Here is a 23,835-nt window from a genome sequence, read left to right as displayed (position 1 = left end):
CGGGATCAAATACTATTCACAACGAATAGGTCACCCCAGCTCAGCTGTTTGCTGAAACCGCGGTCCCCAGGCCAAGCGCCGTAAGGATCGCGGCAGAGGTCCGTTCGAGTGCTTTCGTCACAGATGGCTTCTTCAGCCAGAGAACGGCTTTGGTTGCCACCAAAGACAGGACTCCGAGGTAGAGCATCGAAATTGCGAAGTCGATGACTCCGAGAATCATCGTCTGCCCAAAGGATGCTTCCCCGGGAGGAAGAAACTGGGGCACCACAGCGAGGAAGAACAGGCCGACTTTGGGGTTGAGCATGCACGAAACAAGTCCTGCGAAGAAACTCGAGCGCAGTTTGGGGCCGTTCTCCGGGGCATCCTGTTCGTGGCGGGTAGGCTGTCCGCGCCGGCTGTGGATAAAGGCGCTGATCCCGAGGTAAATCAGATACAGGCCACCAATGATTTTCACTACCCTGTAGGCCTCGGCCGACTGCTCCAGAAGGGCTGCCAATCCAATGCCTACAAGCCCTGCCCAAAAGATGCTGCCAAGCGAAGAACCGAGGCCGGCCGAGAGGCCGGCCTTGACGTTTGACAGGCTGTACCTCAGGACGAGGAACGAGTCCGGGCCCGGCGTGAGCGCCAAAATCAAGCACAATCCGACGAACGCCGCAAGTGAACTCAGAGTCATGTTTCCATTGAATCATTGCGCGGTATCTGCACTGGGTACCGCGGGCCTCACGGAAGCTTCCCAGACCCCCCGGCTACAATAGGGCCGTCCGTATTTCCCCTGGAGAGGTAGTTCCCCTTTTGGTCACTCGCCACGATGCACCCAGCCCGGAGTCGGGTCAGTCACCCCCTGTTGCCTACCCGGGCCAGGGAAAGCTGGCTGCCCGCAGCCGGAGGTTCAGCTTTCGCCGCTCGCCCCGCTGGTTCAAAATCACCAGCGCCGCAGTGGCTGTCTTGCTGATCGCAGTCATCGCGTTCGGAGGGTATTGGGTATGGCGCCTTCAGTCCAACATCTCATCATCCGCACTCGGCGCCGGCGGCGTCAGGACGGAAGGACCGGTGGACGACAGCAAGGACCGGCTTCAAATCCTCGTCTTGGGCACTGATACCAGGAGCGGGAAGAACGGGCAGTTCGGCACCACCGACCAATCCTCCGGCTACGGGCAATCGGACGTCATGATGTTGCTGGATATTTCCGCGGACAACAACCATGTCAACGTCATCAGTTTCCCTCGGGACTTGCTGGTCGATGTTCCGGCCTGCACTGACAACAAAACCGGCAAGCAATACCCCGAACGGCAAAATGCGATGATCAACAGCGCCATGGCCGAGGCTGGCATCGGCTGCGCTGTTGACACCGTCAACAAGCTCACGGGTTTGGAGGTTGACCACTTCATGATGGCCGACTTCAACGCAGTGACCGAACTATCGAAGGCCGTCGGCGGCGTCGACGTCTGCGTGAGCACTGCCGTCAACGACCCCGATTCCGGATTGCATTTGCCCAAGGGCACCTCACAGGTGGAAGGCGACCAGGCCCTGGCCTTCCTGCGCACCCGCCATGCATTTTCCGATGGCGGAGACCTCGGACGGATCAAGGCGCAGCAATCGTTCCTTGGTTCCCTCGTGCGGAAGCTCAAAGCTGACGGAACACTCGGAAACCCCCAGAAGATGCTCGGCATCGCCGATACCGTCACCAAGAACCTCACCGTCGACAATGGTCTCGCCTCGGTTCCGGCCCTGTTGACCATCGCGGGCAGGCTCAAGAACATTGACCCGGCGAAGGTCAACTTCATCACCGTGCCCAACGTCCCGGCGGCGTCCGACCCCAACCGGCTCGACCTCGACCAACCGGCGGCGAGCAACTTCTTTGCTGCCTTGACGAAGAGCCCCGACCTCAGCCAGCCCGCACCAAGCGCCGCGGCGTCCCCTGCTCCATCGACCGAAGCTCCGAAGGCCGGATACAACAAGGCGCTTCAACCGGTCACCGTCGCCAATGGAACGGGCGTGACCGGCAGAAGCCAGGAGATCGGATCGCTGCTTTCGGCCGGTGGATTCACGAAGCTGGCCAAGATCCAAGCCGATGCCAGGCCACAGACCATGGTCTACTACGGTGCCGGATTCGCCGACGTTGCTGCGGACGTCGCCGCAATGTTCGGGTTGCCGGCGACGAGCGTGCAGCAGGTCGCCAGCGTCCAGGGAGTCCAGCTCTACGCCGGGCAAGACTTCGCTTCCGGGGACAAGCCCACACTTCCGGCCCCTAAGCCCAACGATGTGGTTGCCCAGACCGCCCAGGACCAGACCTGCCAGACGACCAACCCGGTCGGATAGCCCCGGAAGACAGAGCGCCCTCCGTCCCGCATTGCGGGGCGGAGGGCGCTTTCTGTTTTCGCGTTATTGAGGCTGATCTCCCGAAACGTTGACCAGCCAAGCGATGCCGAACTTATCAGTGAGCATCCCGAAGATGTCCCCCCACGGTGCCTTCTCCATCGGCACGGTGACCGTTCCGCCGTCGACAAGTCCGTCCCAATAGCCGCGAAGTTCCGCTTCGTCGTCGCCGCTAAGCGACACCGAGATGTTGTTTCCCGGGCTGTAATCCATGCTGTTGGGGGTGTCCGCGGCCATGAGCAGCAATCCGTTGTCTGTCTTGAGTGCCGAGTGCATGATCTTGTCGCTTTCGGCGGGGTCTTCGCTCGCGTGGAACTCCGCGAACGTGCTTTGGGTCAGCTCGCCTCCGAAGACCGACTGGTAGAAGGCCATCGCCTCCTTGGCGTTGTCCCGAAAACTGATGTAGGGGTTGAGGTTCGTGGTCATTACATGGCTCCTCAGTGTTTGGGGGCAGCACGATCAGCTACCTTTTCGTCATGCTAACAGCGCGGGCCGGGACCATCTACAGCCGAATTTTTTCTTGCCCGACGGCGGTTGTCCGCTTCCTGGGGCCCGCTTCCTAACTGCCACTTGGCTCGCGGCCGACGAGGCCCACTGTGTTGCCCTCGCTGTCCTTGATGAAGGCCATCCACTCATCGGTCCCGGCCGGCCCAAGGCTCCCGTCGACGTGGCTGTAGACCAATTGTGGTTCCTGGACGATCTTTGCCCCGGAGGCGCGGAGTTCTCCAAGAGAGAGCCGGAGATCGGCTACTTCAAGGTAGATCAGCGACGACGGAGCGCCGCGATCCAGGAGAAGCCGGACGCCGTCGAGATCGAAGAAGAGCAGGCCGGGCGGATCGAATCTTCCAGTCGGCTCACTGCCCAGCAGCCGGGAGTAAAACGCGGATGCCCGGTCGAGGTCCACCGTCCGCTGGGCAACCTGGATCAACCTCATGTTGTACCTCCGGGGATCGGCGTCGCTTCAAGGGTCGTAGCCACATCTTCCGCGGTACTCAGTGCTGGTTCAAGAGGTGCTGGTTCAAGAGCCCGGTGGCACACGCAGGCCGTCCGGTTCGAGTTCGGCATCAGTGCGGGATAGTGTCGATTCCATGCCTGCTGCAAAATCCGCCCTGGTCCGCACTGCCCTCTTCGCCGGACTGGCCGACGCCATCCTCATTCTTGTTTTCGCCGCCATCGGCCGCGACGCCCACCAGCGCGCTGACGTGCTGACCGGGGTCTTTGCCACGGCTTGGCCGTTTCTTGCCGGTGCCATGATCGGCTGGCTCGTTGTGCGGGCCTGGAGGGCACCCTTCAAGACCTGGCCGGCCGGCGTCGGCATATGGATCGGAACCGTGGCCGGGGGCATGCTTTTGCGTGCGGCCACCGGACAGACCGTGGTGCTCGCGTTCATCATTGTCGCCTTGGTCAGCTTGGCGATCCTGCTGCTTGGCTACCGCGCCGTGATCGCCCTTGTGGTGCGGGTCCGCCGACAGAGCCGCCAGTCATAAGCATCCGGCGATGGACTAGGCTTGCTACGTCCACTGCTGCACTTCGGAAAGGCCGCCCCCAGTGATCACCGCTTTTGTCCTGATCAAGACCGACGCTTCACGCATCCCGGAGACGGCCGAGGAGATCTCCGCCATCCAAGGGATCAGCGAGGTCTACTCCGTCACAGGGGAATGGGATCTTATTGCTGTGGCGCGTGTAGCGAAGCACGAGGAGTTGGCGGACGTCATCGCCGACAAACTCTCCAAGGTTCCCGCAGTGGTTCACACCACCACGCACATCGCCTTCCGCGCATACTCACAGCATGATCTGGACGCAGCGTTTTCGCTGGGCTTCGAGCAGTAACAGCCGGAATCCTGGCCAGGCCTAGCTTCGGCTAAGTCCGACCCACGTGTCGAGGACCCTGGAAGCCGCTCCGGAATCAATGGATTCCGCAGCCCGCAGCCAGGCCGACTTCATTCGTTCCAGGAACGTTCCGTCGGCAGAAGTATCGAAGGCCACCAGGCCTGCGGCGGCGTTGAGCACTACGGCATCGCGGACCGGGCCCGGCTTCCCCTCAAGTACTTCGCGCACGACGGCGGCATTCGCCTTGGCGTCGCCGCCTCGAAGATCGGCGACGGTCGCCGCAGCTATACCAAGATCCGCTGGCGAGAACCGCTGCTCGGTTACTTGCCCGCTTCTGATTTCCCACACCGTGGATGATCCGGTGGTGGTGAGTTCATCGAGTCCGTCTTCCCCGCGGAACACCAATCCGCGGCTTCCCCGGCGCGCCAGGACGCCGGCGATCAAGGGAGCCATGGTGGCGTTGGCAACACCCACGGCTGAAGCCTGGACGTGGGCAGGGTTGGTCATTGGTCCCAGGAAGTTGAAGGCCGTGGGAATACCAAGTTCCGCCCGCACAACACCGGTATGCCGGAACGACGGGTGGAATACCTGGGCGAAACAGAAGGTGATTCCCGCCTCTTCGGCGTTGCGGGCTACGCGTTCGATCGGCAAGTCGAGCCTCACGCCCAACGCTTCCAGGACATCGGCGGAGCCCGACGACGACGATGCCGCCCGGTTCCCGTGCTTTACGACGCGTGCTCCCGCGCCGGCCGCCACGAGGGCAGCCATCGTCGAGATGTTGACAGTGTTCAGTCGATCGCCGCCGGTGCCTACGATGTCAAGCTTTTCGCCAGGAATGCTCACGGGTTTGGCGTTGGACAGCATTGCCTCGACCAATCCGGTGACTTCCTCCACCGTCTCCCCTTTGGCGCGCAGGGCAACGAGGAAACCGGCAATCTGGGAAGGGGCGGCTTCTCCGGACATGATCGTGTTCATGGCCCATGCCGTGTTCCCGACCGAGAGGTCATGCCCGTTGATCAATGCGGAGATGAGTCCGGGCCACGAGTTGCTTGCCTGCTCTGCAGATGCCTGTGAAGTCACCACTTGATGCTAGCGATCCACCCTGCTCCGTGACCAATGCTAAGGACGCCGGGAACTTTTCCGCGCGAATTCGCGTGTTTGTAGAAAAAGTCTCCCCAAATGGCGGTTCGCATTGGGAAGTCCGGACTTTTACAGACATAATGTCCTTGTGACATCTGCGACCCATGCCCCCAGTACCCCGGCGCACCCGACGCTGAATCGCCCCAATTTGGTTTCCGTTGGAACCGTTGTGTGGCTTTCCAGTGAGTTGATGTTCTTCGCCGGTCTCTTCGCCATGTACTTCACGCTGCGCTCCACGTCAGGCGCGTTGTGGGCGGAAGAAACCGGCAAGCTCAACTTCCCGTTTGCGCTTGTAAACACGATCGTCCTCGTGTCAAGTTCCTTCACTTGCCAGATGGGCGTCTTCGCTGCCGAGCGACTTGAGCCGCGACGTCGAGGTGGTGTGCTGCAGTTCACCCGCTGGGGCATGAACGAATGGTTCCTCGTGACGTTCGTCATGGGCGCCATCTTCGTTGCCGGCCAGAGCACGGAATACGCAATGCTTGTGTCCGAGCACGTGACGCTCTCGGCCAACGCCTACGGTTCCGCGTTCTACATGACAACCGGCTTCCACGGTCTCCACGTCATCGGCGGCCTCATCGCCTTCCTGTTCATCATTGGCCGTGCGTACGCCGCCAAGAAGTTCGGACACTTTGAAGCGACCTCGGCAATCGTCACCTCGTACTATTGGCACTTCGTGGATGTTGTGTGGATCGGCCTCTTCCTGGTCATCTACGTCCTGAAGTAGCCCGGCACCCGCTCTTGTTCGGCAAGAGGATGAATTTTAAAGAAGCGGCTCACGGAGCCGACGCAGGATCGAATAAAGGAACCACCACGTGAAGGCACTCTCGCAGAAGCGACGTCATCCACTGGCAGCGATTGCGCTGCTGTTGTTGGGACTCCTCGTCACTGGTGGGCTTTACGCCGTTGCCACAACGGTCAACCAGGCGAAGGCAGACACCACTACCTTCAGCGCCAGCGACGCCCAGGAAGGCGGCAAGCTCTTTGCCGCCAACTGCGCCACCTGCCACGGCATGGGCGCGAGCGGAACAAAGGACGCTCCGTCGCTCGTCGGCGTGGGCGCTGCTGCAGTTGACTTCCAGGTTGGCACCGGCCGTATGCCCATGCAGATGAATGGACCCCAGGCCCAGGAAAAGCCAAGGCAGTTCAACGACCAGCAGACCCAGCAGCTGGCGGCCTACGTCGCTTCGCTCGGCGCTGGTCCGGCCATTCCCGACGCATCGCTGCTCGACGCAAAGGGAGATGCCGCCAAGGGTGGCGAGCTCTTCCGCGTGAACTGCGCGATGTGCCACAACGCTGCAGCCGCAGGCGGTGCCTTGACCCGTGGAAAGTTCGCACCGGCCCTGGCTGGCGTCTCCGGCCAGCACATCTATGAAGCCATGGCCACAGGTCCGCAGAACATGCCCGTCTTCAACGACGCCAACATCTCTCCTGAGGGCAAGCGCGACATCATCACCTTCCTGAAGACGATCGAAACCAACGGCTCGCCGGGTGGAAACGACCTCGGAGGCCTCGGTCCCGTATCCGAAGGTCTCTTCGTCTGGGTTGCAGGCCTCGGCGTCATCATCGCCTTCACCATCTGGCTGACGTCCCGCACGTCGTAGGCCAGACGCACCAAAAAGCTTCTGCTGTCCCCACAGCAGTTTGAATTGAACATCAACCCGGTTACGGCCGGGACAACGAGAGAAGGATGAGGCGAATTATGGGCAACCATAGTGACGGCAGTCCGAACCACTCGGGCACCGTAGCTACGGCTGGTCAGAATGTTGTGGAGAAGTTCCAGGATCCTGGGCTTCCTCCGCACCGTTTGCGCCTGGCTGACACGGACCCGAGAGCCGCTAAGCGAGCCGAGCGACAGGTAGCCATACTGTTTGGCATCTCCGTGATCGGCACGGTGATCTTCCTGGTGTCGTACTTTGCCATCGATCTGCACACCGATGGATCGATCGCAACGATCCGCAACCAGAACCTGCTGCTAGGCCTTGGCACCGCATTCGCGATGCTCGGCATTGGCACCGGCATCGTCCACTGGGCCAAGGCCCTCATGCCGGACCACGAGGTATCGGAAGAGCGCCACGCCATCCGGACTGAAGAAGACCGGCAGGCAGCCGTGCGAATCGTCGAGGACATCGTCGAGGAAACCGGCATCAAGCGTCGCCCGCTGATCCGCAACACCCTTTTGGGTGCTGTGGCTCTGGCGCCCCTCCCGGCCTTGGCCGTATTTGGTGACCTTGGACCCCGTCCGGACGACAAGCTCGCACACACCATGTGGGCACCCCAGGACGGGAAACTCAAGCGCCTCACCCGCGACCCCGACGGAACTCCGATCAAGGCATCGGACGTGACCATCGGTTCTGCATTCCACGTGATCCCGGAAGGCCTCAACGAACTCCAGGAGGGAAAGCTCAGCGCGAAGGCCAAAGCCGTCGTTTTGCTCATGCGCCTCAACCCGGATGACTTGACGATTTCCAAGGGCCGCGAAACCTGGAGCTACAACGGAATCGTTGCCTACTCCAAGATCTGCACCCACGTCGGTTGCCCCGTTGCTCTTTATGAGCAACAAACGCACCACTTGCTGTGCCCGTGCCACCAGTCAACCTTCGACCTCACCAAGGAATGCAAGGTGATCTTCGGCCCCGCCAGCCGTCCGCTCCCCCAGCTGCCCATCGCGGTAGACGCTGAGGGCTACCTCGTAGCCACGAGCGATTTCAAAGAACCCGTAGGACCGAGTTACTGGGAGCGTGACGAGCATGAGCGCCTCATCAACAGCTGAAGTCCCCTTCGTACCTAAAACCAAAGTCGGCAGGATCACGGACTTCGTTGACGAGCGCGTCGGCGGATCCGGAATCCTGCGTGAATTCGGCCGGAAGGTCTTCCCCGACCACTGGTCCTTCATGTTCGGTGAGGTGGCGCTGTATTCCTTCGTCATCCTCCTGATGTCGGGTACCTTCCTGACGTTCTTCTTTGACCCGTCCATGGCTGAGACCCATTACTCGGGTTCCTACACCCCGTTGACCAATGTCGAAATGTCCGCGGCGTACAACTCGTCGCTGAACATTTCCTTCGACATCCGCGGTGGCTTGTTCTTCCGCCAGGTCCACCACTGGGCGGCATTGCTGTTCGTGGCATCGCTTGGTGTGCACATGCTGCGCGTCTTCTTCACGGGCGCTTTCCGCAAGCCGCGTGAAATGAACTGGGTGGTGGGCGGCGTCCTGCTCATCCTGGCCATGGCTGAAGGCTTCACGGGCTACTCGCTTCCCGATGACCTGCTTTCCGGTAACGGCCTGCGAATCATCGACGGCGTCATCAAGTCCATCCCGGTGATCGGAACGTATATCTCGTTCTTCCTCTTCGGGGGCGAGTTCCCGGGCACAGCCATCATCGGCCGCCTGTACGTGTTGCACATCCTGCTCGTGCCGGCCATGATTCTGCTGATGATCGTCATCCACCTCTTCATGGTGGTTGTGCACAAGCACACGCAGTACCCTGGCCCTGGTCGCAACGACGGGAACGTCGTCGGTTACCCTCTGGGACCGGTTTACGCCGCCAAGGCCGGTGGCTTCTTCTTCATCGTGTTCGGTGTCGTCGCGCTCATGGCTGCGATGTTCACTATCAACCCGATCTGGAACTACGGGCCGTACGACCCCTCCCCCGTGTCGGCCGGCACCCAGCCTGACTGGTACATCGGCTTCGTCGATGGTGCCCTGCGACTCATGCCTGGCGTTGTCAACGACTTCCACTTCGAATACATCATCTTCGGCCATGTGCTGACGCTGAATGTGTTGCTGCCCGCATTGGTTCCCGCAGGCATCATTTTCACGGTGCTGTTCATGTACCCGTGGATCGAACGCTGGATCACCAAGGACAACCGTGAGCACCACGTTCTGGACCGTCCGCGTAACGCTCCTACCCGTACTGCCATTGGCGTTGCAGGCTTTACCTGGTACTGCGTCATGTGGGCCGCAGCCGGCTCGGACCTTATCGCAACGCACTTCCACGTTGCCCTGAACGACGTCACGTACTGGCTGCGTACGCTGTTCTTCATCGGCCCGATCATTGCGTTCATGGTGACGAAGCGCGTAGCTCTTGCGCTGCAGCGCAAGGACCGCGAGATTGCCCTGCACGGTCGCGAAACGGGCCGCATCGTGCGCTTGCCGCATGGTGAGTTCATCGAGGTTCACGCACCACTGGACGACTACAAGCACTACAAGCTTGTGGGCTTCGAGTCGCCGTCTCCGTTGGCGGCCGAGCCGAACGAGCACGGCGTGGTCACCCCGAAGGAGAAGCGCCGCGCGGCATTGTCCAAGTGGTTCTTCGAAGACCGTGTTGCTCCGGCAACGCCGGCCGAGCTTGAAGCTGCGCACGGACATGGCCACCATGAGGCCATCGAGTCCGGCGAAGAACACAAGAGCCTGAGCCACTAGCTCCCGCAGATAGCACAGAGAAGGCCCCGTCCATGAGGACGGGGCCTTCTCTCGTTGTTCAGGCTTTCAAGCGGGCGGTTCGCTGGCTCTGGAGCTAGTGGGTGCGGTACCCCGTGGATTGGCTTCGGGTGGACCGAACGCCGGGACGCTGCAACGGGACCCACAACTTGTACCGGTCGGCACGATAGTACGAGACTGAGTAGTCCACCATGGCGCGGGCAACGAATGCGTGGCGCTGAATCTTGAGCAACGGAGTACCGACATCTACGTTCAATAGCCGCGCAGTTGATGGCGAAGCTGCCGTTGCTTCGATCATGTCCTCTCCCCATTCCATCACCAGTCCGTACTTCTCGCTCAGCACGTTATACAGCGACGTGGGGGGCGCATCGTCCAAGAGACCTGGCACGCGATGGGCAGGGATGAAGTTCTCGTCCACGCTCATGGGCTCGTTGTCAGCGAGGAGGAGCCGTCTGAAGCGGACCAATGGCGTCCCCTCCTCCAGCTGGAGTTCCCTCGCAAGGAAGGCGCTGGCCGAGATCTGTTCAAAGCTCAGGACCTTGGCTGCCGGAACCATGCCGCGGCGTTGCATTTCCTCGCTGTACGACGTGAGCTTCACTTGAAGGTCCAGCTTCGGTTTGCGGACAAAAGTTCCCAAACCAACCACACGTTCGATGACTTCCTCGCCGACGAGGGCATCAATGGCCTGCCGCACCGTCATCCTGGCAAGTCCGAATCGTTCGGAGAGGTCCCGCTCCGAAGGCAACGCCGCGCCGGGCTTGCAGGACTCAGAAATATAGCTGCGCAGGATCTCGCGCAGTTGAACGTAGATAGGAGTGCCGCTCTTGCGGTCGATCTCCCCCGCAATACGTGCTGCGTCAGTCGGCACGACGGTCTCCGGCCACGAAATCTCTCATGAAATAAGCGTAGGCCAATCCACGGGCAGGTCTAGACCAGCTGATTTCCGCGAACGGCGCCGTCGTGTTGCGGCGCTACGCTTGTATGGATCAAAATCGCAGTCGGCATCTGGCCGTCCGAATCAAAGGAGCCGGTTTGCCCGAGCACAAAGCCATCGTCGCCGCAGAGATCGGCCTCCATGCACGGGCTGCTGCCATGTTCGTGCGGGCTGTGACGGCCACGGGCCTTCCGGTGACGATTCGTAAGCCCGGCCAGCAAGCGGTGGATGCCCGGTCTTTGCTCGAGGTCATGACCGAAGATTTCGGCCATGGGTGCGAGGTGGTGCTGTCGGTCTCCGGAGAAGCGCTGCAAGCCGGCCGCACGCTTGATGAGGTCAACGATGCCTTGGCTGCGCTTTCGGCCGTCCTGGAGGCCGTAGAAGGGCAGTGAGCCGGCAATCGTGCCGAGCGCGCGCCTCGGGTGAAATCTGGATACAACGACGGCGGGCCCCACCAATTGGTGGGGCCCGCCGTCGTTGTTCAAGTATTTCTAGTGCGCGTGGTCTCCGCGGCTGTATTCGAACACCCAACCGACCAAGGCTACGACAGCCAGACCGCCAGCGACGAACGTGATCCAGAAACCCACAGCCAAGCCAAGGAAGCCACCGGCACACGCCAAACCGAGCACCAGCGGCCACCAGCTCCAGGGGCTGAAGTGTCCCTGCTCGCCGGCGCCTTCGTGGATCTCAGCGTCCGGACGGTCTTCCGGGCGCATGCCGACTCGCTTGCCAGTGAAACCGAGGTAAGCGCCAATCATGCCTGCCAGGCCACCGACCAGGAGGATACCGAGGGTGCCGACCCACTCATCCCAGTTGTTCAGAAACCCATAGACCAGCGCCACCGGTACGAAGAAAAAACTCCCGGCTCCAAAAATCCAAGATTCGATTTTCATTTCGCGTCCTTCTGATCAGCGTTGCCGAGCACCTTTGCTGCCGGCGCAGGGCTCTCTGCAGTGTGATGCTGGGCAAGTTCCGGATGGTGGAGGTCCAAGGCAGGACGTTCCGAACGGATGCGGGGCAGGGAGGTGAAGTTGTGTCGCGGCGGCGGGCAGGATGTGGCCCACTCGAGCGAGGCACCAAAGCCCCAGGGATCGTCTACTTCGACCTTTTTGTTGCTCCGCCACGTGATGTAGACGTTCCAGAAGAACGGCAGGAGTGACGCGCCGAGCACGAAGGATGAAATCGTGGAGAACTGGTTCATCCAGGTGAAGCCGTCCTGCGGAAGGTAGTCAGCGTAGCGGCGGGGCATGCCCTCTACGCCAAGCCAGTGCTGGATCAGGAAGGTACCGTGGAAACCCAGGAACAGGAGCCAGAAGTGGATCTTGCCGAGCCGTTCGTTGAGCATCTTGCCGGTCCACTTGGGCCACCAGAAGTAGAAGCCTGCGAACATCGCGAATACCACGGTGCCGAAGACCACGTAGTGGAAGTGCGCCACGACGAAGTAGGAGTCCGAGACATGGAAGTCAAGCGGTGGGGAGGCCAGGATGATGCCGGTCAGGCCGCCGAAGAGGAAGGTAACCAGGAAGCCGATGCTCCAGAGCATGGGCGTCTCGAAAGTGATGGAACCCTGCCAGAGCGTACCGATCCAGTTGAAGAACTTCACGCCGGTGGGTACCGCAATCAGCATCGTCATGAAGGAGAAGAACGGCAGCAGCACTGATCCGGTGACGTACATGTGGTGCGCCCAGACGGTCACTGACAGAGCGGCGATGGCGATGGTCGCGTAGACCAGCCCTTTGTATCCGAAGATCGGTTTCCGGCTGAACACCGGGAAGATCTCCGAAACGATGCCGAAGAACGGCAAGGCGATGATGTAGACCTCGGGGTGGCCGAAGAACCAGAACAGGTGCTGCCACAGGACAGCTCCGCCGTTCTCCGGGTCGAAGATGTGGGCGCCGAAGCGGCGGTCAGCGCCGAGGGCGAAGAGCGCGGCGGCGAGCGGCGGGAAGGCCATGAGAACCAGGATTGCCGTCACCAGGGTGTTCCAGGTAAAGATCGGCATGCGCCACATCGTCATGCCCGGAGCCCGCATGCAGATGATCGTGGTGATGAAGTTGACCGCACCCAGGATTGTTCCGAAACCGGACAACGCCAGGCCGAAGACCCAAAGGTCACCACCGACGCCCGGGGTGAACGTGGTGTCTGACAACGGCGCATAGGCGAACCAGCCGAACGAGGCGGCACCCTGCGGGGTGATGAAGCCGGAGACGGCGATGGTGGAGCCGAAAAGGAAGAACCAGAAGGCCAGCGCGTTCAGTCGCGGGAAGGCAACATCGGGGGCGCCGATCTGCAGCGGCATGACAACGTTTGCGAAGCCGGCGAAGAGCGGCGTCGCAAACATCAGCAGCATCACGGTGCCGTGCATCGTGAAGAGCTGGTTGTACTGTTCCTTGGTCTGCAGGATCTGCATGCCGGGCTCGAACAGCTCCGCACGCATCAGCAGCGCCATGACGCCGCCGAGGCAGAAGAACACAAAGGACGCGATCAGGTACATGTACCCGATGGTCTTGTGGTCCGTGGAGGTGATCCAGTTGACGACGATGCGTCCCTTGGATTTCGGTACTACGGGAGCCTCTAGGACTCCGGCTGATTGAGTGTAAGTAGCCACGTCGCGTCCCTTAATTCTTTGCGTTCAGGTTCGGGTTGCGGTCGTACTTCGAATCGAGAAGTCCGGTGTTGCCGCTCTGGCGAAGCTGATCCATGTGTGCCTGGAACTCGGCTTCGGAAACGACCTTCACGCGGAACAGCATCTCAGAGTGGTATTCACCGCAAAGTTCGGCGCACTTGCCGTCATAGGTGCCCTCCTTGGTGGGGGTCAACCTGATGTAGTTGGTCTTGCCGGGAATCACGTCGCGCTTCTGCAGGAAGGCCGGAACCCAGAAAGAGTGGATGACGTCGCGGGAGTTGAGCTCGAGGTCAACCGACTTGTTCACGGGAAGGTACAGCGTCGGCAGCTGATTCAGGTCGATCGCGTTGCCCGTGAGGTGGGCCTGGACTCCTGCTTCGTGAAGGTCGTCGGTGATGACCGAGCCCTTGACGTAGTTAAAGTCCCAAGCCCATTGCTTGCCGCGAACGTCGATGGTGACGTCGGCCGGCTTGGAGCGATCATCAATCGCCTGCTGGTCCTGGTTGGTGAAGTAGAAGAACACGAGCACCATGAACAGCGGAATGGTCAAATAAAAGACCTCCAGAGGGAGGTTGTAGCTAAGCTGCTTTGGGAAACCCGTGGTGCCCTTGCGGCGCCTGTAGGCGATGATGCACCAGACCAGCAGGCCCCAAGTAATAATGCCGACTACGAGGGCGGCGATCCATGAGTTGACCCAGAGGTCCATGATTCGATCGGTGTTGCTGGTTGTACCACGTTCCGTGGGCAACCAGCCTTTTTCTACCTCTGGTGAACATCCGGTCAAAACCAACGCGCCGGCTAGTGCCAAGCCAGTGATCGAGGTGATCTTTATGCGTCGGCTGCCGGTTCGGTTCTGCGAACTCACAGACGGCCCTTCCTCTTGTTGCTGCAGCCCGGCAGGCGGAAGGCCCACCGGGCACACTAAAGTTTTACTACCCGATGTAGAGCTTACCGCTACCGAGCGGTTTTCGCCGACATGCTGGCCCAGTGCGTCGGCCCGGGTTCAACCCGTTCCTGAACTGGGCCAACAGTCTGCGAATGCCCGGGTCAGTGGAACGAATCGCCGCAGGCGCAAGACCCGCCGGCGTTGGGGTTGTCGATGGTGAAGCCCTGCTTCGAGATCGTGTCCTCGAAGTCGATGCTGGCACCGCTCAGGTAAGGCACGCTCATCTTGTCGACAACCACTTCGACGCCGTCATAGTCGCGGACGGCATCGCCGTCGAGCAGGCGCTCGTCGAAGTAGAGCTGGTAGATCAGGCCCGAGCATCCGCCCGGCTGAACAGCGACGCGGAGCCGCAAGTCCGTGCGGCCTTCTTGTTCGAGAAGGCTCCGGACCTTACCTGCGGCGACATCGGTCAACTTGACCTCGTGCTCAGGAAGCTCGCTGCCTGCGAGCTGCGCTCCGGTGCTGTTTTCGTTGGTTGCAGTGCTCATTGGCCTACCTTCTTATGAAGCTCTTGGCGGCTGCGCCTTCGCGCTGCCTGCCCTTACCCAAATACGTGCGGGCTATAGCTACATGCTACGTCGAGCCGGCGCATAGCTATAACTTCTAACGTAACCGCAGGGAGCGTTACCTTGTTCCCCGGTCGATGCAGGTGGGGGCTCAGAGGCCTTCCGCGTTCAACCTGGCGAGCATCAGTGCCTCAGCCAGGACCGCATTGCGGAAATCGCCGATGTGAAGCGATTCGTTGGCGCTGTGGGCCCGTGAGTCAGGGTCCTCGACGCCAGTCACCAGGATCTGGACATCGGGATAGGTTTCCGTGAGATCCGCGATGAACGGTATGGATCCACCGATCCCCATTTCAACAGCGGGCACACCCCAGGCTTCACCGAGTGCCCACATCGCGATCCGGGCCGCCGCCGATTCTGTATCTGTGGAGAAGGCGTTGCCGCGCTCCCCCGGTACGAACGTCACCTTCGCTCCGAAGGGCGCCTTCGCCTGCAGGTGCCTTCCCACGGCGTCCATGGCGGCATCGGGATCCTGCCCGGGGGCCAAGCGCAGGCTGAACTTTGCCCGCGCGGAGGGAAGCAGCGTGTTGGATGCGACGTCGACGGCGGGTGCGTCGATGCCGATGATGGACAACGCGGGCTTGGTCCAGAGCCTTGAGGCGATGCTGCCGCTGCCGGCGAGCCGTACGCCGTCGAGCACGGAGGCGTCGGCGCGGTACTGCTCCTCATCAACGTCCTCTACTACGTCATCCTTGGCTACCAGGCCCTCGATGGCCACGTTGCCGTCGTCGTCGTGCAGGGTGGCGATGAGGCGGGACAGAAGGGTCGGCGCGTCCAGTACGGGACCGCCGAACATGCCGGAGTGCACTGCGTGATCCAGGACCCGAACTTCGAAGGTGCCGTCCACCAGTCCGCGGAGGCTTGTTGTCAGCGCGGGAACGCCGACTTTCCAATTGCTTGAATCCGCCACAACAATGACGTTCGCTTCGAGGAGCTGGCGGTGTGTTTCGAGGAAAGTGCGGAACGTCGGCGAGCCAGCCTCTTCTTCGCCCTCGAAGAACAAGGTGACCCCAAGGCCGAAATCGTCTCCCAGCACCTGGGTTACAGCGGCATAAGAAGCCAGGTGGGCCATGATTCCGGCCTTGTCGTCGGCTGCGCCACGGCCATAAAGGCGGCCATCCCGCTCTTCGGCGACAAAGGGCTCGGTGTCCCACAAGGCCACGTCGCCCGGCGGCTGCACATCGTGGTGCGCGTAAAGCAGGATCGTTGCTTTGCCCGGCGCGGCAACGCGGCGAGCAACGATGGCGGGGCCTCCGGGAGTCCCGTCGGCCTTGTCGCAGCGCAGGATCTGTACGTCGCGGAAGCCCGACTCGCGGACCAGCGAGGCAACAGCCTTGGCGCTCCGCTCCAGTTCCGCCGGGTCAAAGCTGGGCCAGGCGATCCCAGGGATGGCGACCAGGTCTTTCAAACGGGTCATCGTCTCGTCGAAAGAAGCATCGATCGAGGACTTGAGCGCATCAACATTGATTGTGCCGGAGCCGCCGGAAAAGGTCTGCGGGATCTCCGCATTCATTGAAGTCATGGCGAAAACACTACCGCCGGGAGTGGCGCTGGGGAACCGGACCTGGCGGCGTGGCGGGCTCATTCCTGGGGCGGCACGTCACGTCGACTTTGGGGCGGTTCCTGCGGGGTATTCTGTAGTGGTGTTTGGACGTAAAAAGGATGAGCCGAGCGCTCAAGACCCAGTAGACCAGCTTGCCGCCGATGCCGCCGTGAAAGGCGCTGGCAAGGGCGCTCCCACGCCCAAGCGCAAGGAACAAGAAGCGGCCCGCAAGCGCCCCCTCGTGCCGACGGACCGCAAGGCCTCGAAGGAAGCCGAGCGCATTGCCGTGCAGGATCAGCGCCAGAAAATGCGCCAGGCCTTGGACACCGGGGACGAAAAGTACCTGCCGCTGCGGGACAAGGGGCCCCAGAAGCGTTTTGCGCGCGACTACGTCGATGCCCGTTTCAGCCTGGGTGAGTACTTGATGTTCGGAGCCTTGCTGTTCGTAGTCATCTCCTTCGTCATTCCTTCAGGCAGCGACGCCCTGAGCTATATCCTGATCGGCTTCTGGGTCATGTTCCTCGCGGTCTTCGCGGATGTGTTCATCCTTTCCCGCAAGTTGCGCAAGGGCTTGACGCAGAAGTTCGGCGACGTCGAGCGTGGCACGGTCTGGTACGGCAGCATGCGTTCCCTGCAATTCCGTCGCCTGCGCCTGCCGAAGCCGCAGGTGCAGCGAGGCCAGTACCCCGCTTAATACCCCCGATCGCCAAGGACAACAGTCCGACGGATCAAAAAGACCCTGGAACAGCCGTTCCAGGGTCTTTTTGTCCGCACTTGGCGGTTCAGGTGCAGTTCACATGCTCATCTCCCTGCTTAGCGGCGACGCTTAACTGCGACGTTTGGCCAAGGCCTTGTTGATGCCGGCGGCCCAGAACGGACCTTCGTAGAGGAATGCCGTGTATCCCTGAACGAGGGTTGCCCCGGCATCGAGCCGCTCCTGCACGTCGGCCGCGGACTGAACGCCGCCGACCGCGATGAGCACGAGGCCCTCCCCCACCGCAGCCTTCAGCCGGCGCAATACCTCGAGCGAACGCCCCTTGAGCGGCGCACCGGAGAGTCCACCGGCGCCGCACGCTTCCACTTTGCCCGGATCCGAAACCAGGCCTTCCCGGCCGATGGTGGTGTTTGTGGCGATGATCCCGTCGAGCTTGAGGTCCAAGGCGAGCCGGGCGACGTCGTCGATGTCTTCGTCGCTCAGATCCGGCGCGATCTTGACGAGCAGCGGCACGTGGCGGCCGGCGGATTCGTCCGCGGCTTCTCCGACCGCTCGCAGGAGGGGGCGAAGCGTCTCGACGTTCTGGAGCAGTCGCAGTCCGGGCGTGTTGGGCGAGCTCACGTTCACTACCAGGTAGTCGGCGGCGGGTGCCAAGCTGCGGGCGCTGACCAAATAGTCCTCAACGGCGTCGTCGAGCTCCACAACCTTGGTCTTGCCGATATTGACTCCGATCACGGGACGAACGCCCGAATGCGTCCGCTGCAAAGCCGCCCTCGCAGCCTTGAGCCGCGGGGCCACGGCCGCCGCGCCGTCGTTGTTGAAGCCCATGCGGTTGATCACGGCCTTGTCCTCGACCAGGCGGAAAAGCCGTGGCTTCTCGTTGCCGGGCTGCGCCTGGCCGGTGATCGTTCCCACTTCCACGTGGCCGAAGCCCAGTTCAGCGAGGGCCTCGATTCCGTGGCCCTCTTTGTCGAAGCCGGCCGCAAGGCCGAAGGGCGAAGGGAACGTCAGCCCGAAAGCCTCCGTGCGCAGGGAGGGGTGCGGAGCCGTCATTTTGGCCAGGACGCGTCCTGCGCCTGAGCGGTGTGCGTAGCGGATCGCCTGGAAGCCGATCTTGTGGGCTTTTTCGGCATCCATCCAGGAGAAGGCCAGCTTGAAGAATGTGGGGTAAACGCGCATGGTCCTAGTTTTCCGGTTTACGGGTCGCGCACCAAACCAGGGCGGTTACCGGGCGGTAGCATGTACGAATGCCGAGCAATCCACGTGATGGAGTTCACTCCCAGGCAATCATCGAAGCCGATGTCGTCATTATTGGCGCGGGATTGTCGGGACTGGTCGCCGCCGCCCAAGCCTACGCCGACGGCAAACGGGTTGCTGTCCTGGACCAGGAGCCTTCGGCGTCCGTGGGCGGCCAGGCACATTGGTCTTTCGGTGGCTTGTTCCTGGTCAACTCCTCCGAGCAGCGGAGGCTGGGCGTCAAGGACAGTGCCGAGCTCGCCTTGAGCGACTGGCTGGCGTCCGCGGCCTTTGACCGGCCGGAAGACTCCTGGGCCCGGCGGTGGGCAGAAGCTTACGTGGATTTCGCCGCCGGCGAGAAGCGCCGGTGGCTGAACTCCCTTGGCGTGCGGCTCTTTCCGCTCGTGCAGTGGGCCGAACGCGGCGGCTATGGTCCCCAAGGCCACGGCAACACCGTCCCGCGGTTCCACGTCACGTGGGGCACGGGACCCGGCGTCGTGCAACCGTTCCTGGCGAAAGTGCTCGAAGGCGCGGCCCGCGGGAGGATATCCCTCCACTTCCGGCACCGCGCCACGCAGATCACGACGACGGCGGGCCGCGTCACCGGGGTCGGCGGCGAGATCCTGGAAGCGTCCGGAGCCGGACGCGGCGAAGCGTCGCCAAGGACCGTCGTCGGGCATTTTGCGGCGACCGCGGGAGCGGTCATCGTGACCACCGGCGGGATCGGCGGGAACCACGCTTTGGTGCGGAGGCAATGGCCCGGCGGGAGTCCGCCGGAACGCATGCTCAGCGGTGTTCCCGCATCGGTCGACGGCGAGTTCCTCGCTGCCGCCGCAGCCGCCGGAGGGCTGCTCATCAATGGCGACCGTATGTGGCACTACCCCGAAGGCATCCACAACCACTCCTCTGTGTGGCCTTCGCATGGCATCCGGATACTGCCCGGTCCGTCGTCGCTGTGGATTGACGCGACGGGAAGGCAGCTGCCAGCCCCGCTGTTTCCGGGCTTCGACTCGCTGGGCGCCCTCCGGCATATCCTGGCGAGCGGGCACGGGCATTCGTGGTTTGTGTGCAACCGCACCATCGCGCTGAAGGAGTTCGCCCTCTCAGGCTCGGAACAGAACCCGGACCTCACTGGCAAGGACATCAGGCTCCTTGCCTCCCGGCTCAGGCCCGGCAGCGACTCGCCGTTGCGCCTCTTCCTCGACCGTGGCGTGGACTTCCTGCAAGCCGCAACGGCCGCCGAGCTCGCCGCGAAAATGAACGCGCTGACAGGTTCAGCGCTGATAGATCCCGCCCGGCTCGATTCACTCATCCAGGATCGGGACCTGCAAGTGGCGAGCGGGCTGGGCAAGGATCCGCAGCTCGCCGCGATCCGGGCAGCCCGGCGATTCGCCACCGACAAGATCATGCGGGTGGCCCCTCCGCACCGGCTGACCGACCCGAAACACGGCCCGCTCCTGGCTGTCCGGCTCTGTGTCCTGACGCGTAAGAGCCTCGGCGGACTTCAGACGGATCTGCGTTCACGCGTGCTCGACGATTCCGGAGTTCCCGTCCCGGGCTTGTATGCGGCGGGCGAGGCTGCCGGCTTCGGCGGTGGAGGAATCCATGGCTACCGGGCATTGGAAGGAACGTTCCTCGGCGGCTGCCTGTTCTCCGGACGCGCAGCCGGGCGCGATGCCGCGGCGAGTGTCTAAGCTGTTCCCATGGAGTGGCAGACCGATATCCTCGGTGCGGACTTCGAAAGTTGCGCATTCGAGGCGGCCGGACCTGATGGAGTTGTCCGGCGCGCAACGCTCGTCCGCCATGTCCCGCGCCAGGGCACCGGCAGCCCGGGTGATTCTCTCCCGCCGGCCAACCGTTCGGTCCTGTTCCTGCACGGCTGGAGCGACTACTTTTTCAACGTTGCCCTGGCGGAGTTCTGGACTGGACAAGGCTTCCATTTCTACGCGTTGGACATGCACAACCATGGCCGCAGCCTGCAGGCAGACACACCTGGCGGTTACGTTGAGCACCTGAACGACTACGACGCCGAAATCAGCAAAGCCATCGACATGATCCGTTCCGCAGACCAGCGTGGACGGGAAGCCGGTTCATTGACCCTCATGGGACATTCCACCGGGGGCCTCGTAGCCGCTTTGTGGGCCAGCAGCCACCCCGGCTCCGTCCAGTACCTCGTACTCAATAGCCCGTGGCTTGAAATGCACGGAAGTTCCGTGGTCCGCCGTGCCGCTCAGACGATGGTGAAGCCGCTCGCACGGTTCTGGCCCAAGACAATCCTGCGCTTGCCCGAACGCGGCTTCTACTTCCGCAGCATCAGCAGCTCGGCCGAGGGAGAATGGCTCCTCGACGAAAAATACCGCCCGCCTTTGGCTTTCCCCATGCGGGCCGGTTGGCTCAGCGCGGTCCTCAGCGGCCACACGAGGGTAGCCCGGGGGCTGAGGATAGACATCCCGATCCTGGTCCTGATTTCCGGGGCGAGCGCCAACGGCATGGTCTGGCAGGAGTCCATGCGGCATTCGGACGCCGTCCTGGACGTCAACACCATAGCCGTCCGCGCCATGACCCTTGGCCGGACCGTCACCCTGGAACGGGTGGATGGCGGCCTCCACGATGTCTTCCTGTCGGCCGGTCCGGTACGCGCCGATGCCTACGACAGGCTTGCGCGCTGGATTCACGGGTACATCACCAACGGGCCAAGGACGGATCGTGCGGGAGGCCAGGAACTTGGACAAGCGGGGGAAGAGCCATGACCACGGAACTGGGATTGCCGGTCTGGCAACGGGACTTTCTGGGCGGCGGTTTCGAGGCCTTGGAGCTCGAACTTCCACCGGACGAAGAGGGACCGGTCTGCGCCACCCTCGTCCGGCACGTCCGCCCGGCGGCCGCACCATCGGTGCCGCACGGACTCCTGGATGCGCTCACGGCATTCACTCGACGCCGGCGCCGGAGCGACGTTCCCGTTACCAAGGGGCCGCCGAGGGTGGTGCTGTATGTCCACGGCTGGGCCGACTACTTCATGCAGACGGAACTGGCCGAGTTCCTGGGCGCCTCGGGGTTCCATTTCTATGCGCTCGACCTGCGCAAATTCGGGCGGAGCCTGCGGCCGGGCCAAACTCCCGGCTACACCACAGACCTGACGGTCTATGACGAAGACCTCGACGCCGCCCTGCAGGCCATCCGGCAGGATATCGCCGAGCTGTCGGGCAGCGCGGAGGCACCTACCATCCACCTCCTGGCCCATTCGCTGGGCGGCCTGATCGCGGCGCTCTGGGCTGACCGGAATCCCGGCCGCATTGCCACGCTGACGTTGAATTCGCCGTGGCTGGAGCTCCAAGGCAGCAGCCTGATCCGCAGCATGGCGATGCGTCTTGTGGAACCGTTTGCGCGCACGGACCCCAAGCGTCCTTTCCGTTTCCCGGAGATGCCGGCCTACTGGGAAAGCGTGAGCAACCTGGCCCACGGCGAATGGACCCTTGATCTGGAATGGAGGCCTCGGGCGTCCTTCCCGATCCGCGCAGGGTGGACCAAGGCAGTACTGGCGGGCCACGCCGCCGTCGAACGCAAACTCAATATCGACGCGCCGGTGCTCGTGTTGCTTTCCGGCCGGACCCGGATCCAGGCTGAGTGGACCGCGGAGCTTATGCGCGTCGACGCCGTGATCGACGTCGAGCAGACTGCCCGCCGGGCACTGGGCCTCGGGCGCCGGACAGCGGTATTCCGCTATCCGGGTGCACTCCACGATGTGTTCCTGTCACGGCGTACCATCCGGCAGCAAGCCTACCGGGACGTGGCCATCTGGTTGGCTTCCTATCCGGACTGAGCGGTTTCAAAGCACGCTTGTGCTAATTCTGGGCCGCGGTCAGCGGGGTGCCGCAGCGTCTACCGCGCCTCCATACCGGCGGTCCCTTTTCGCGTAGATCTCGACGGCCTCCCACAAAGTCCTGCGATCGACGTCGGGCCATAGCGTGTCCATGAAGACGAACTCCGCATACGCCGATTGCCACAAGAGGAAGTTCGAGAGGCGCTGCTCACCGGAGCTACGCAGGAACAGGTCCACATCCGGAAGGTCCGGTTCATCGAGGTACTTCTGGATGGTCTTCTCGGTCACCGAGCCGGGCTTCAGACGGCCATCAGCGACATCCTGGGCAATTGCGGCCACGGCATCGGCGATTTCGGCTCGGCCGCCGTAGTTAACACACATGGTCAAGGTGCACGTGTCGTTGCCGCGCGTGTACTCCTCGGCTTCCTCCAGCTCCTTGATGACGGAACCCCAGAGCTTGGGCCGTCGCCCAGCCCAACGGATCCGCACGCCCCACTCATCAAGCTGGTTGCGCTGCCGACGTAGCACGTCCTTGTTAAATCCCATGAGAAAGCGCACTTCTTCGGGGGAACGGCGCCAGTTTTCGGTGGAGAAAGCGTAGACACTGACGTACTTGATGCCCAGTTCGATCGCACCCGCCATCACATCCAGCAGGGCCGGCTCCCCGGCCTTGTGGCCCTCGATGCGCGGAAGGCCGCGCTGGTTCGCCCAGCGGCCGTTGCCGTCCATGACGATCGCCACGTGCCGCGGTACCAGTTCGGCAGGGATTGCCGGCGGCTGGGCGCCCGAGGGATGGTGGTAGGGGGCCCTCACCGGGGTGGTCCGCGCAGTTGCCGTCTTCTTTTTTCCCAGTGCCACTTTCAGCTTCGCTCCACATGTTTGAGGGACTTCAATGCTCGTTCAAGATGCCATTGCAGGTAACTCGCCACCAATCCGGCGGCCTCCCGGCGATGCAAGGATTCGGACACATCCGCAGTAGCCCAGTCTCCCGTCAGCAGCGCACCCAGCAAGACGACGGTCTCGGGAGCGGGTGCCGGCGAGCCGGGCGGGCGGCAGTCGTTGCAGATCATTCCGCCCAAGGGAGCGGAGAAGGCTGTGTGCGGACCTCGCGCCCCGCAGCGGGCGCAATCCGTGAAACTGGGCGCCCAACCGCCGGTTGCCAAAGCGCGGAGCAGGTAGGAGTCAAGAATGAGTTCCGGCGGGTGGTCGGAACGGCTCAAGGCGGCAAGGGCCCCGACAAGGAGGTTGTATTGGGCCGTTCCCGAATCGGCGTCGGCGTCCGTCAGTTTCTCCGCCGTTTCCGTCATGGCGGCAGCGGCGGTGTACCGGGAGTAATCGGCGGCGATCGAGCTCCCATAGGCTCCTTTGGCGACAGCCTGGGTGACGATGTCCAAGGTGCGGCCGGAAACGAGTTGCAGGTCAGCCACCATGAACGGCTCCAAGCGGGCACCGAACCGGCTACTGGTACGCCGTACGCCCTTGGCAACCGCCCTTACTTGTCCGTGGTGCTTTGTCAGCAAAGTGATGATGCGGTCCGCTTCGCCCAGTTTGTGGGTGCGCAGCACTACGGCATCGTCCCGATAGGACCGCGCTGCAAACGACGAAGGATTGGCCACAGTTAATCTTCGCACCACACCGGGCCTTATCGGGTCCGGCGAAGCCGT

At 62.4% G+C, this 23,835-nt stretch carries 25 protein-coding genes; 12 read left to right on the top strand and 13 right to left on the bottom strand.

All coding sequences use genetic code 11. The features are described 5' to 3' along the window. Positions 1-40 precede the first annotated feature (40 nt). Positions 41-673 carry a LysE family translocator gene (locus AB4074_RS16545; protein ID WP_441414359.1) on the bottom strand — a complete coding sequence of 211 codons (633 nt, stop codon included), beginning with the start codon at positions 671-673 and terminating at the stop codon, positions 41-43. Between the two features lie 119 nt (positions 674-792). On the opposite strand from AB4074_RS16545, the gene AB4074_RS16540 reads away from it, so the two are divergent. Next, entirely contained in the window at positions 793-2,319 is a 1,527-nt protein-coding gene (locus AB4074_RS16540) for an LCP family protein (RefSeq protein WP_441414358.1), read from the top strand. 63 nt (positions 2,320-2,382) lie between these two features. Here the strand turns inward: AB4074_RS16540 and AB4074_RS16535 are convergent, their stop codons facing one another. Together AB4074_RS16535 and AB4074_RS16530 are read right to left on the bottom strand one after the other, a co-directional pair. After that, positions 2,383-2,802: a VOC family protein gene (locus tag AB4074_RS16535; protein WP_441414357.1), complete on the bottom strand. Its 420-nt coding sequence runs from the start codon at positions 2,800-2,802 to the stop codon at positions 2,383-2,385. Between the two features lie 133 nt (positions 2,803-2,935). Further along, positions 2,936-3,310, bottom strand: coding sequence for a VOC family protein (locus AB4074_RS16530; protein WP_441414356.1), 375 nt, complete (start codon positions 3,308-3,310; stop codon positions 2,936-2,938). A 154-nt stretch (positions 3,311-3,464) separates the two neighbouring features. Here AB4074_RS16530 and AB4074_RS16525 point away from each other — a divergent pair, with 154 nt between their 5' ends. After that, a complete protein-coding gene (locus AB4074_RS16525; protein WP_441414355.1) occupies positions 3,465-3,863 on the top strand; it encodes a DUF3054 domain-containing protein in 399 nt (132 codons plus the stop codon). A 61-nt stretch (positions 3,864-3,924) separates the two neighbouring features. Next, complete coding sequence (locus AB4074_RS16520) at positions 3,925-4,206, top strand: Lrp/AsnC family transcriptional regulator (RefSeq protein ID WP_078108932.1); 282 nt, start codon at positions 3,925-3,927, stop codon at positions 4,204-4,206. Positions 4,207-4,227: 21 nt separating this feature from the next. Here the strand turns inward: AB4074_RS16520 and trpD are convergent, their stop codons facing one another. Continuing rightward, positions 4,228-5,286, bottom strand: a complete 1,059-nt coding sequence (trpD, locus tag AB4074_RS16515; RefSeq protein ID WP_441414354.1) for an anthranilate phosphoribosyltransferase — start codon at positions 5,284-5,286, stop codon at positions 4,228-4,230. Between the two features lie 148 nt (positions 5,287-5,434). On the opposite strand from trpD, the gene ctaE reads away from it, so the two are divergent. The 4 genes from ctaE (at position 5,435) to qcrB (ending at position 9,770) form a co-directional block, all read left to right on the top strand. Next, a complete protein-coding gene (gene ctaE, locus AB4074_RS16510; protein ID WP_441414353.1) occupies positions 5,435-6,073 on the top strand; it encodes an aa3-type cytochrome oxidase subunit III in 639 nt (212 codons plus the stop codon). Positions 6,074-6,161: 88 nt separating this feature from the next. Then, the gene (gene qcrC, locus AB4074_RS16505) at positions 6,162-6,950 is read left to right on the top strand and encodes a cytochrome bc1 complex diheme cytochrome c subunit (protein WP_441414352.1); all 789 of its coding nucleotides are present in this window, start codon (positions 6,162-6,164) and stop codon (positions 6,948-6,950) included. A 98-nt stretch (positions 6,951-7,048) separates the two neighbouring features. Then, positions 7,049-8,119 carry a cytochrome bc1 complex Rieske iron-sulfur subunit gene (qcrA, locus tag AB4074_RS16500; protein ID WP_441414351.1) on the top strand — a complete coding sequence of 357 codons (1,071 nt, stop codon included), beginning with the start codon at positions 7,049-7,051 and terminating at the stop codon, positions 8,117-8,119. Then, entirely contained in the window at positions 8,097-9,770 is a 1,674-nt protein-coding gene (qcrB, locus tag AB4074_RS16495; protein ID WP_441414350.1) for a cytochrome bc1 complex cytochrome b subunit, read from the top strand. The genes qcrA and qcrB overlap by 23 nt, the downstream gene beginning before the upstream one ends. A 94-nt stretch (positions 9,771-9,864) precedes the next feature. Here the strand turns inward: qcrB and AB4074_RS16490 are convergent, their stop codons facing one another. Continuing rightward, positions 9,865-10,656 carry a GntR family transcriptional regulator gene (locus AB4074_RS16490; RefSeq protein WP_441414349.1) on the bottom strand — a complete coding sequence of 264 codons (792 nt, stop codon included), beginning with the start codon at positions 10,654-10,656 and terminating at the stop codon, positions 9,865-9,867. 164 nt (positions 10,657-10,820) lie between these two features. Between AB4074_RS16490 and AB4074_RS16485 the strand changes: the two genes are divergently transcribed. Continuing rightward, on the top strand, positions 10,821-11,114 hold the full coding sequence (locus AB4074_RS16485; protein WP_236810890.1) for an HPr family phosphocarrier protein: 294 nt from the start codon (positions 10,821-10,823) through the stop codon (positions 11,112-11,114). Positions 11,115-11,213: 99 nt separating this feature from the next. Here the strand turns inward: AB4074_RS16485 and AB4074_RS16480 are convergent, their stop codons facing one another. The 5 genes from AB4074_RS16480 to AB4074_RS16460 all read right to left on the bottom strand — a co-directional run bounded on the left by AB4074_RS16480 (position 11,214) and on the right by AB4074_RS16460 (position 16,379). Next, positions 11,214-11,615: a cytochrome c oxidase subunit 4 gene (locus tag AB4074_RS16480; RefSeq protein ID WP_441414348.1), complete on the bottom strand. Its 402-nt coding sequence runs from the start codon at positions 11,613-11,615 to the stop codon at positions 11,214-11,216. Continuing rightward, positions 11,612-13,330 carry an aa3-type cytochrome oxidase subunit I gene (gene ctaD / locus AB4074_RS16475; protein WP_345447437.1) on the bottom strand — a complete coding sequence of 573 codons (1,719 nt, stop codon included), beginning with the start codon at positions 13,328-13,330 and terminating at the stop codon, positions 11,612-11,614. The genes AB4074_RS16480 and ctaD overlap by 4 nt, the downstream gene beginning before the upstream one ends. A 10-nt stretch (positions 13,331-13,340) precedes the next feature. Beyond that, positions 13,341-14,213 carry an aa3-type cytochrome oxidase subunit II gene (ctaC, locus tag AB4074_RS16470; protein WP_441414347.1) on the bottom strand — a complete coding sequence of 291 codons (873 nt, stop codon included), beginning with the start codon at positions 14,211-14,213 and terminating at the stop codon, positions 13,341-13,343. A 182-nt stretch (positions 14,214-14,395) separates the two neighbouring features. Continuing rightward, a complete protein-coding gene (locus AB4074_RS16465) occupies positions 14,396-14,782 on the bottom strand; it encodes a HesB/IscA family protein (protein ID WP_364534712.1) in 387 nt (128 codons plus the stop codon). Positions 14,783-14,951: 169 nt separating this feature from the next. Continuing rightward, positions 14,952-16,379 carry a dipeptidase gene (locus tag AB4074_RS16460; protein WP_441414346.1) on the bottom strand — a complete coding sequence of 476 codons (1,428 nt, stop codon included), beginning with the start codon at positions 16,377-16,379 and terminating at the stop codon, positions 14,952-14,954. A gap of 121 nt (positions 16,380-16,500) precedes the next feature. Here AB4074_RS16460 and AB4074_RS16455 point away from each other — a divergent pair, with 121 nt between their 5' ends. Then, a complete protein-coding gene (locus AB4074_RS16455) occupies positions 16,501-17,094 on the top strand; it encodes a DUF3043 domain-containing protein (RefSeq protein ID WP_441414345.1) in 594 nt (197 codons plus the stop codon). Positions 17,095-17,226: 132 nt separating this feature from the next. Here AB4074_RS16455 and AB4074_RS16450 read toward each other — a convergent pair whose 3' ends face one another. Further along, positions 17,227-18,294, bottom strand: a complete 1,068-nt coding sequence (locus AB4074_RS16450) for a quinone-dependent dihydroorotate dehydrogenase (protein WP_441414344.1) — start codon at positions 18,292-18,294, stop codon at positions 17,227-17,229. 68 nt (positions 18,295-18,362) lie between these two features. Here AB4074_RS16450 and AB4074_RS16445 point away from each other — a divergent pair, with 68 nt between their 5' ends. From AB4074_RS16445 to AB4074_RS16435, 3 genes are read left to right on the top strand one after another with little or no spacing between them, the layout of a single operon-like run. Then, a complete protein-coding gene (locus tag AB4074_RS16445) occupies positions 18,363-20,045 on the top strand; it encodes an FAD-binding dehydrogenase (protein WP_441414343.1) in 1,683 nt (560 codons plus the stop codon). Between the two features lie 9 nt (positions 20,046-20,054). Next, the gene (locus AB4074_RS16440) at positions 20,055-21,101 is read left to right on the top strand and encodes an alpha/beta hydrolase (protein ID WP_441414342.1); all 1,047 of its coding nucleotides are present in this window, start codon (positions 20,055-20,057) and stop codon (positions 21,099-21,101) included. Then, a complete protein-coding gene (locus tag AB4074_RS16435) occupies positions 21,098-22,171 on the top strand; it encodes an alpha/beta hydrolase (protein WP_441414341.1) in 1,074 nt (357 codons plus the stop codon). The genes AB4074_RS16440 and AB4074_RS16435 overlap by 4 nt, the downstream gene beginning before the upstream one ends. Positions 22,172-22,210: 39 nt before the next feature. Here the strand turns inward: AB4074_RS16435 and AB4074_RS16430 are convergent, their stop codons facing one another. Further along, the gene (locus AB4074_RS16430) at positions 22,211-23,029 is read right to left on the bottom strand and encodes an isoprenyl transferase (protein ID WP_441414340.1); all 819 of its coding nucleotides are present in this window, start codon (positions 23,027-23,029) and stop codon (positions 22,211-22,213) included. A gap of 2 nt (positions 23,030-23,031) precedes the next feature. Next, positions 23,032-23,787 (bottom strand): DNA repair protein RecO, encoded by a 756-nt coding sequence (gene recO, locus AB4074_RS16425; RefSeq protein WP_345447763.1) that lies wholly within the window; start codon positions 23,785-23,787, stop codon positions 23,032-23,034. Positions 23,788-23,835: the final 48 nt, after the last annotated feature.

The organism is Arthrobacter sp. 2MCAF14 (assembly GCF_052115645.1).
Lineage (GTDB): Bacteria > Actinomycetota > Actinomycetes > Actinomycetales > Micrococcaceae > Arthrobacter.
This window is presented reverse-complemented; position numbering and strand designations above follow the sequence as displayed.

Excerpts from the sequence above, each read along its gene's own strand:
- AB4074_RS16545 (WP_441414359.1), bottom strand. The coding sequence starts at position 673 with ATGACTCTGAGTTCACTTGCGGCGTTCGTCGGATTGTGCTTGATTTTG.
- AB4074_RS16535 (WP_441414357.1), bottom strand. The coding sequence starts at position 2,802 with ATGACCACGAACCTCAACCCCTACATCAGTTTTCGGGACAACGCCAAG.
- AB4074_RS16530 (WP_441414356.1), bottom strand. The coding sequence starts at position 3,310 with ATGAGGTTGATCCAGGTTGCCCAGCGGACGGTGGACCTCGACCGGGCA.
- AB4074_RS16525 (WP_441414355.1), top strand. The coding sequence starts at position 3,465 with ATGCCTGCTGCAAAATCCGCCCTGGTCCGCACTGCCCTCTTCGCCGGA.
- qcrA (WP_441414351.1), top strand. The coding sequence starts at position 7,049 with ATGGGCAACCATAGTGACGGCAGTCCGAACCACTCGGGCACCGTAGCT.
- qcrB (WP_441414350.1), top strand. The coding sequence starts at position 8,097 with ATGAGCGCCTCATCAACAGCTGAAGTCCCCTTCGTACCTAAAACCAAA.
- AB4074_RS16480 (WP_441414348.1), bottom strand. The coding sequence starts at position 11,615 with ATGAAAATCGAATCTTGGATTTTTGGAGCCGGGAGTTTTTTCTTCGTA.
- AB4074_RS16465 (WP_364534712.1), bottom strand. The coding sequence starts at position 14,782 with ATGAGCACTGCAACCAACGAAAACAGCACCGGAGCGCAGCTCGCAGGC.
- AB4074_RS16460 (WP_441414346.1), bottom strand. The coding sequence starts at position 16,379 with ATGACTTCAATGAATGCGGAGATCCCGCAGACCTTTTCCGGCGGCTCC.
- AB4074_RS16450 (WP_441414344.1), bottom strand. The coding sequence starts at position 18,294 with ATGCGCGTTTACCCCACATTCTTCAAGCTGGCCTTCTCCTGGATGGAT.
- AB4074_RS16445 (WP_441414343.1), top strand. The coding sequence starts at position 18,363 with ATGCCGAGCAATCCACGTGATGGAGTTCACTCCCAGGCAATCATCGAA.
- AB4074_RS16440 (WP_441414342.1), top strand. The coding sequence starts at position 20,055 with ATGGAGTGGCAGACCGATATCCTCGGTGCGGACTTCGAAAGTTGCGCA.
- AB4074_RS16435 (WP_441414341.1), top strand. The coding sequence starts at position 21,098 with ATGACCACGGAACTGGGATTGCCGGTCTGGCAACGGGACTTTCTGGGC.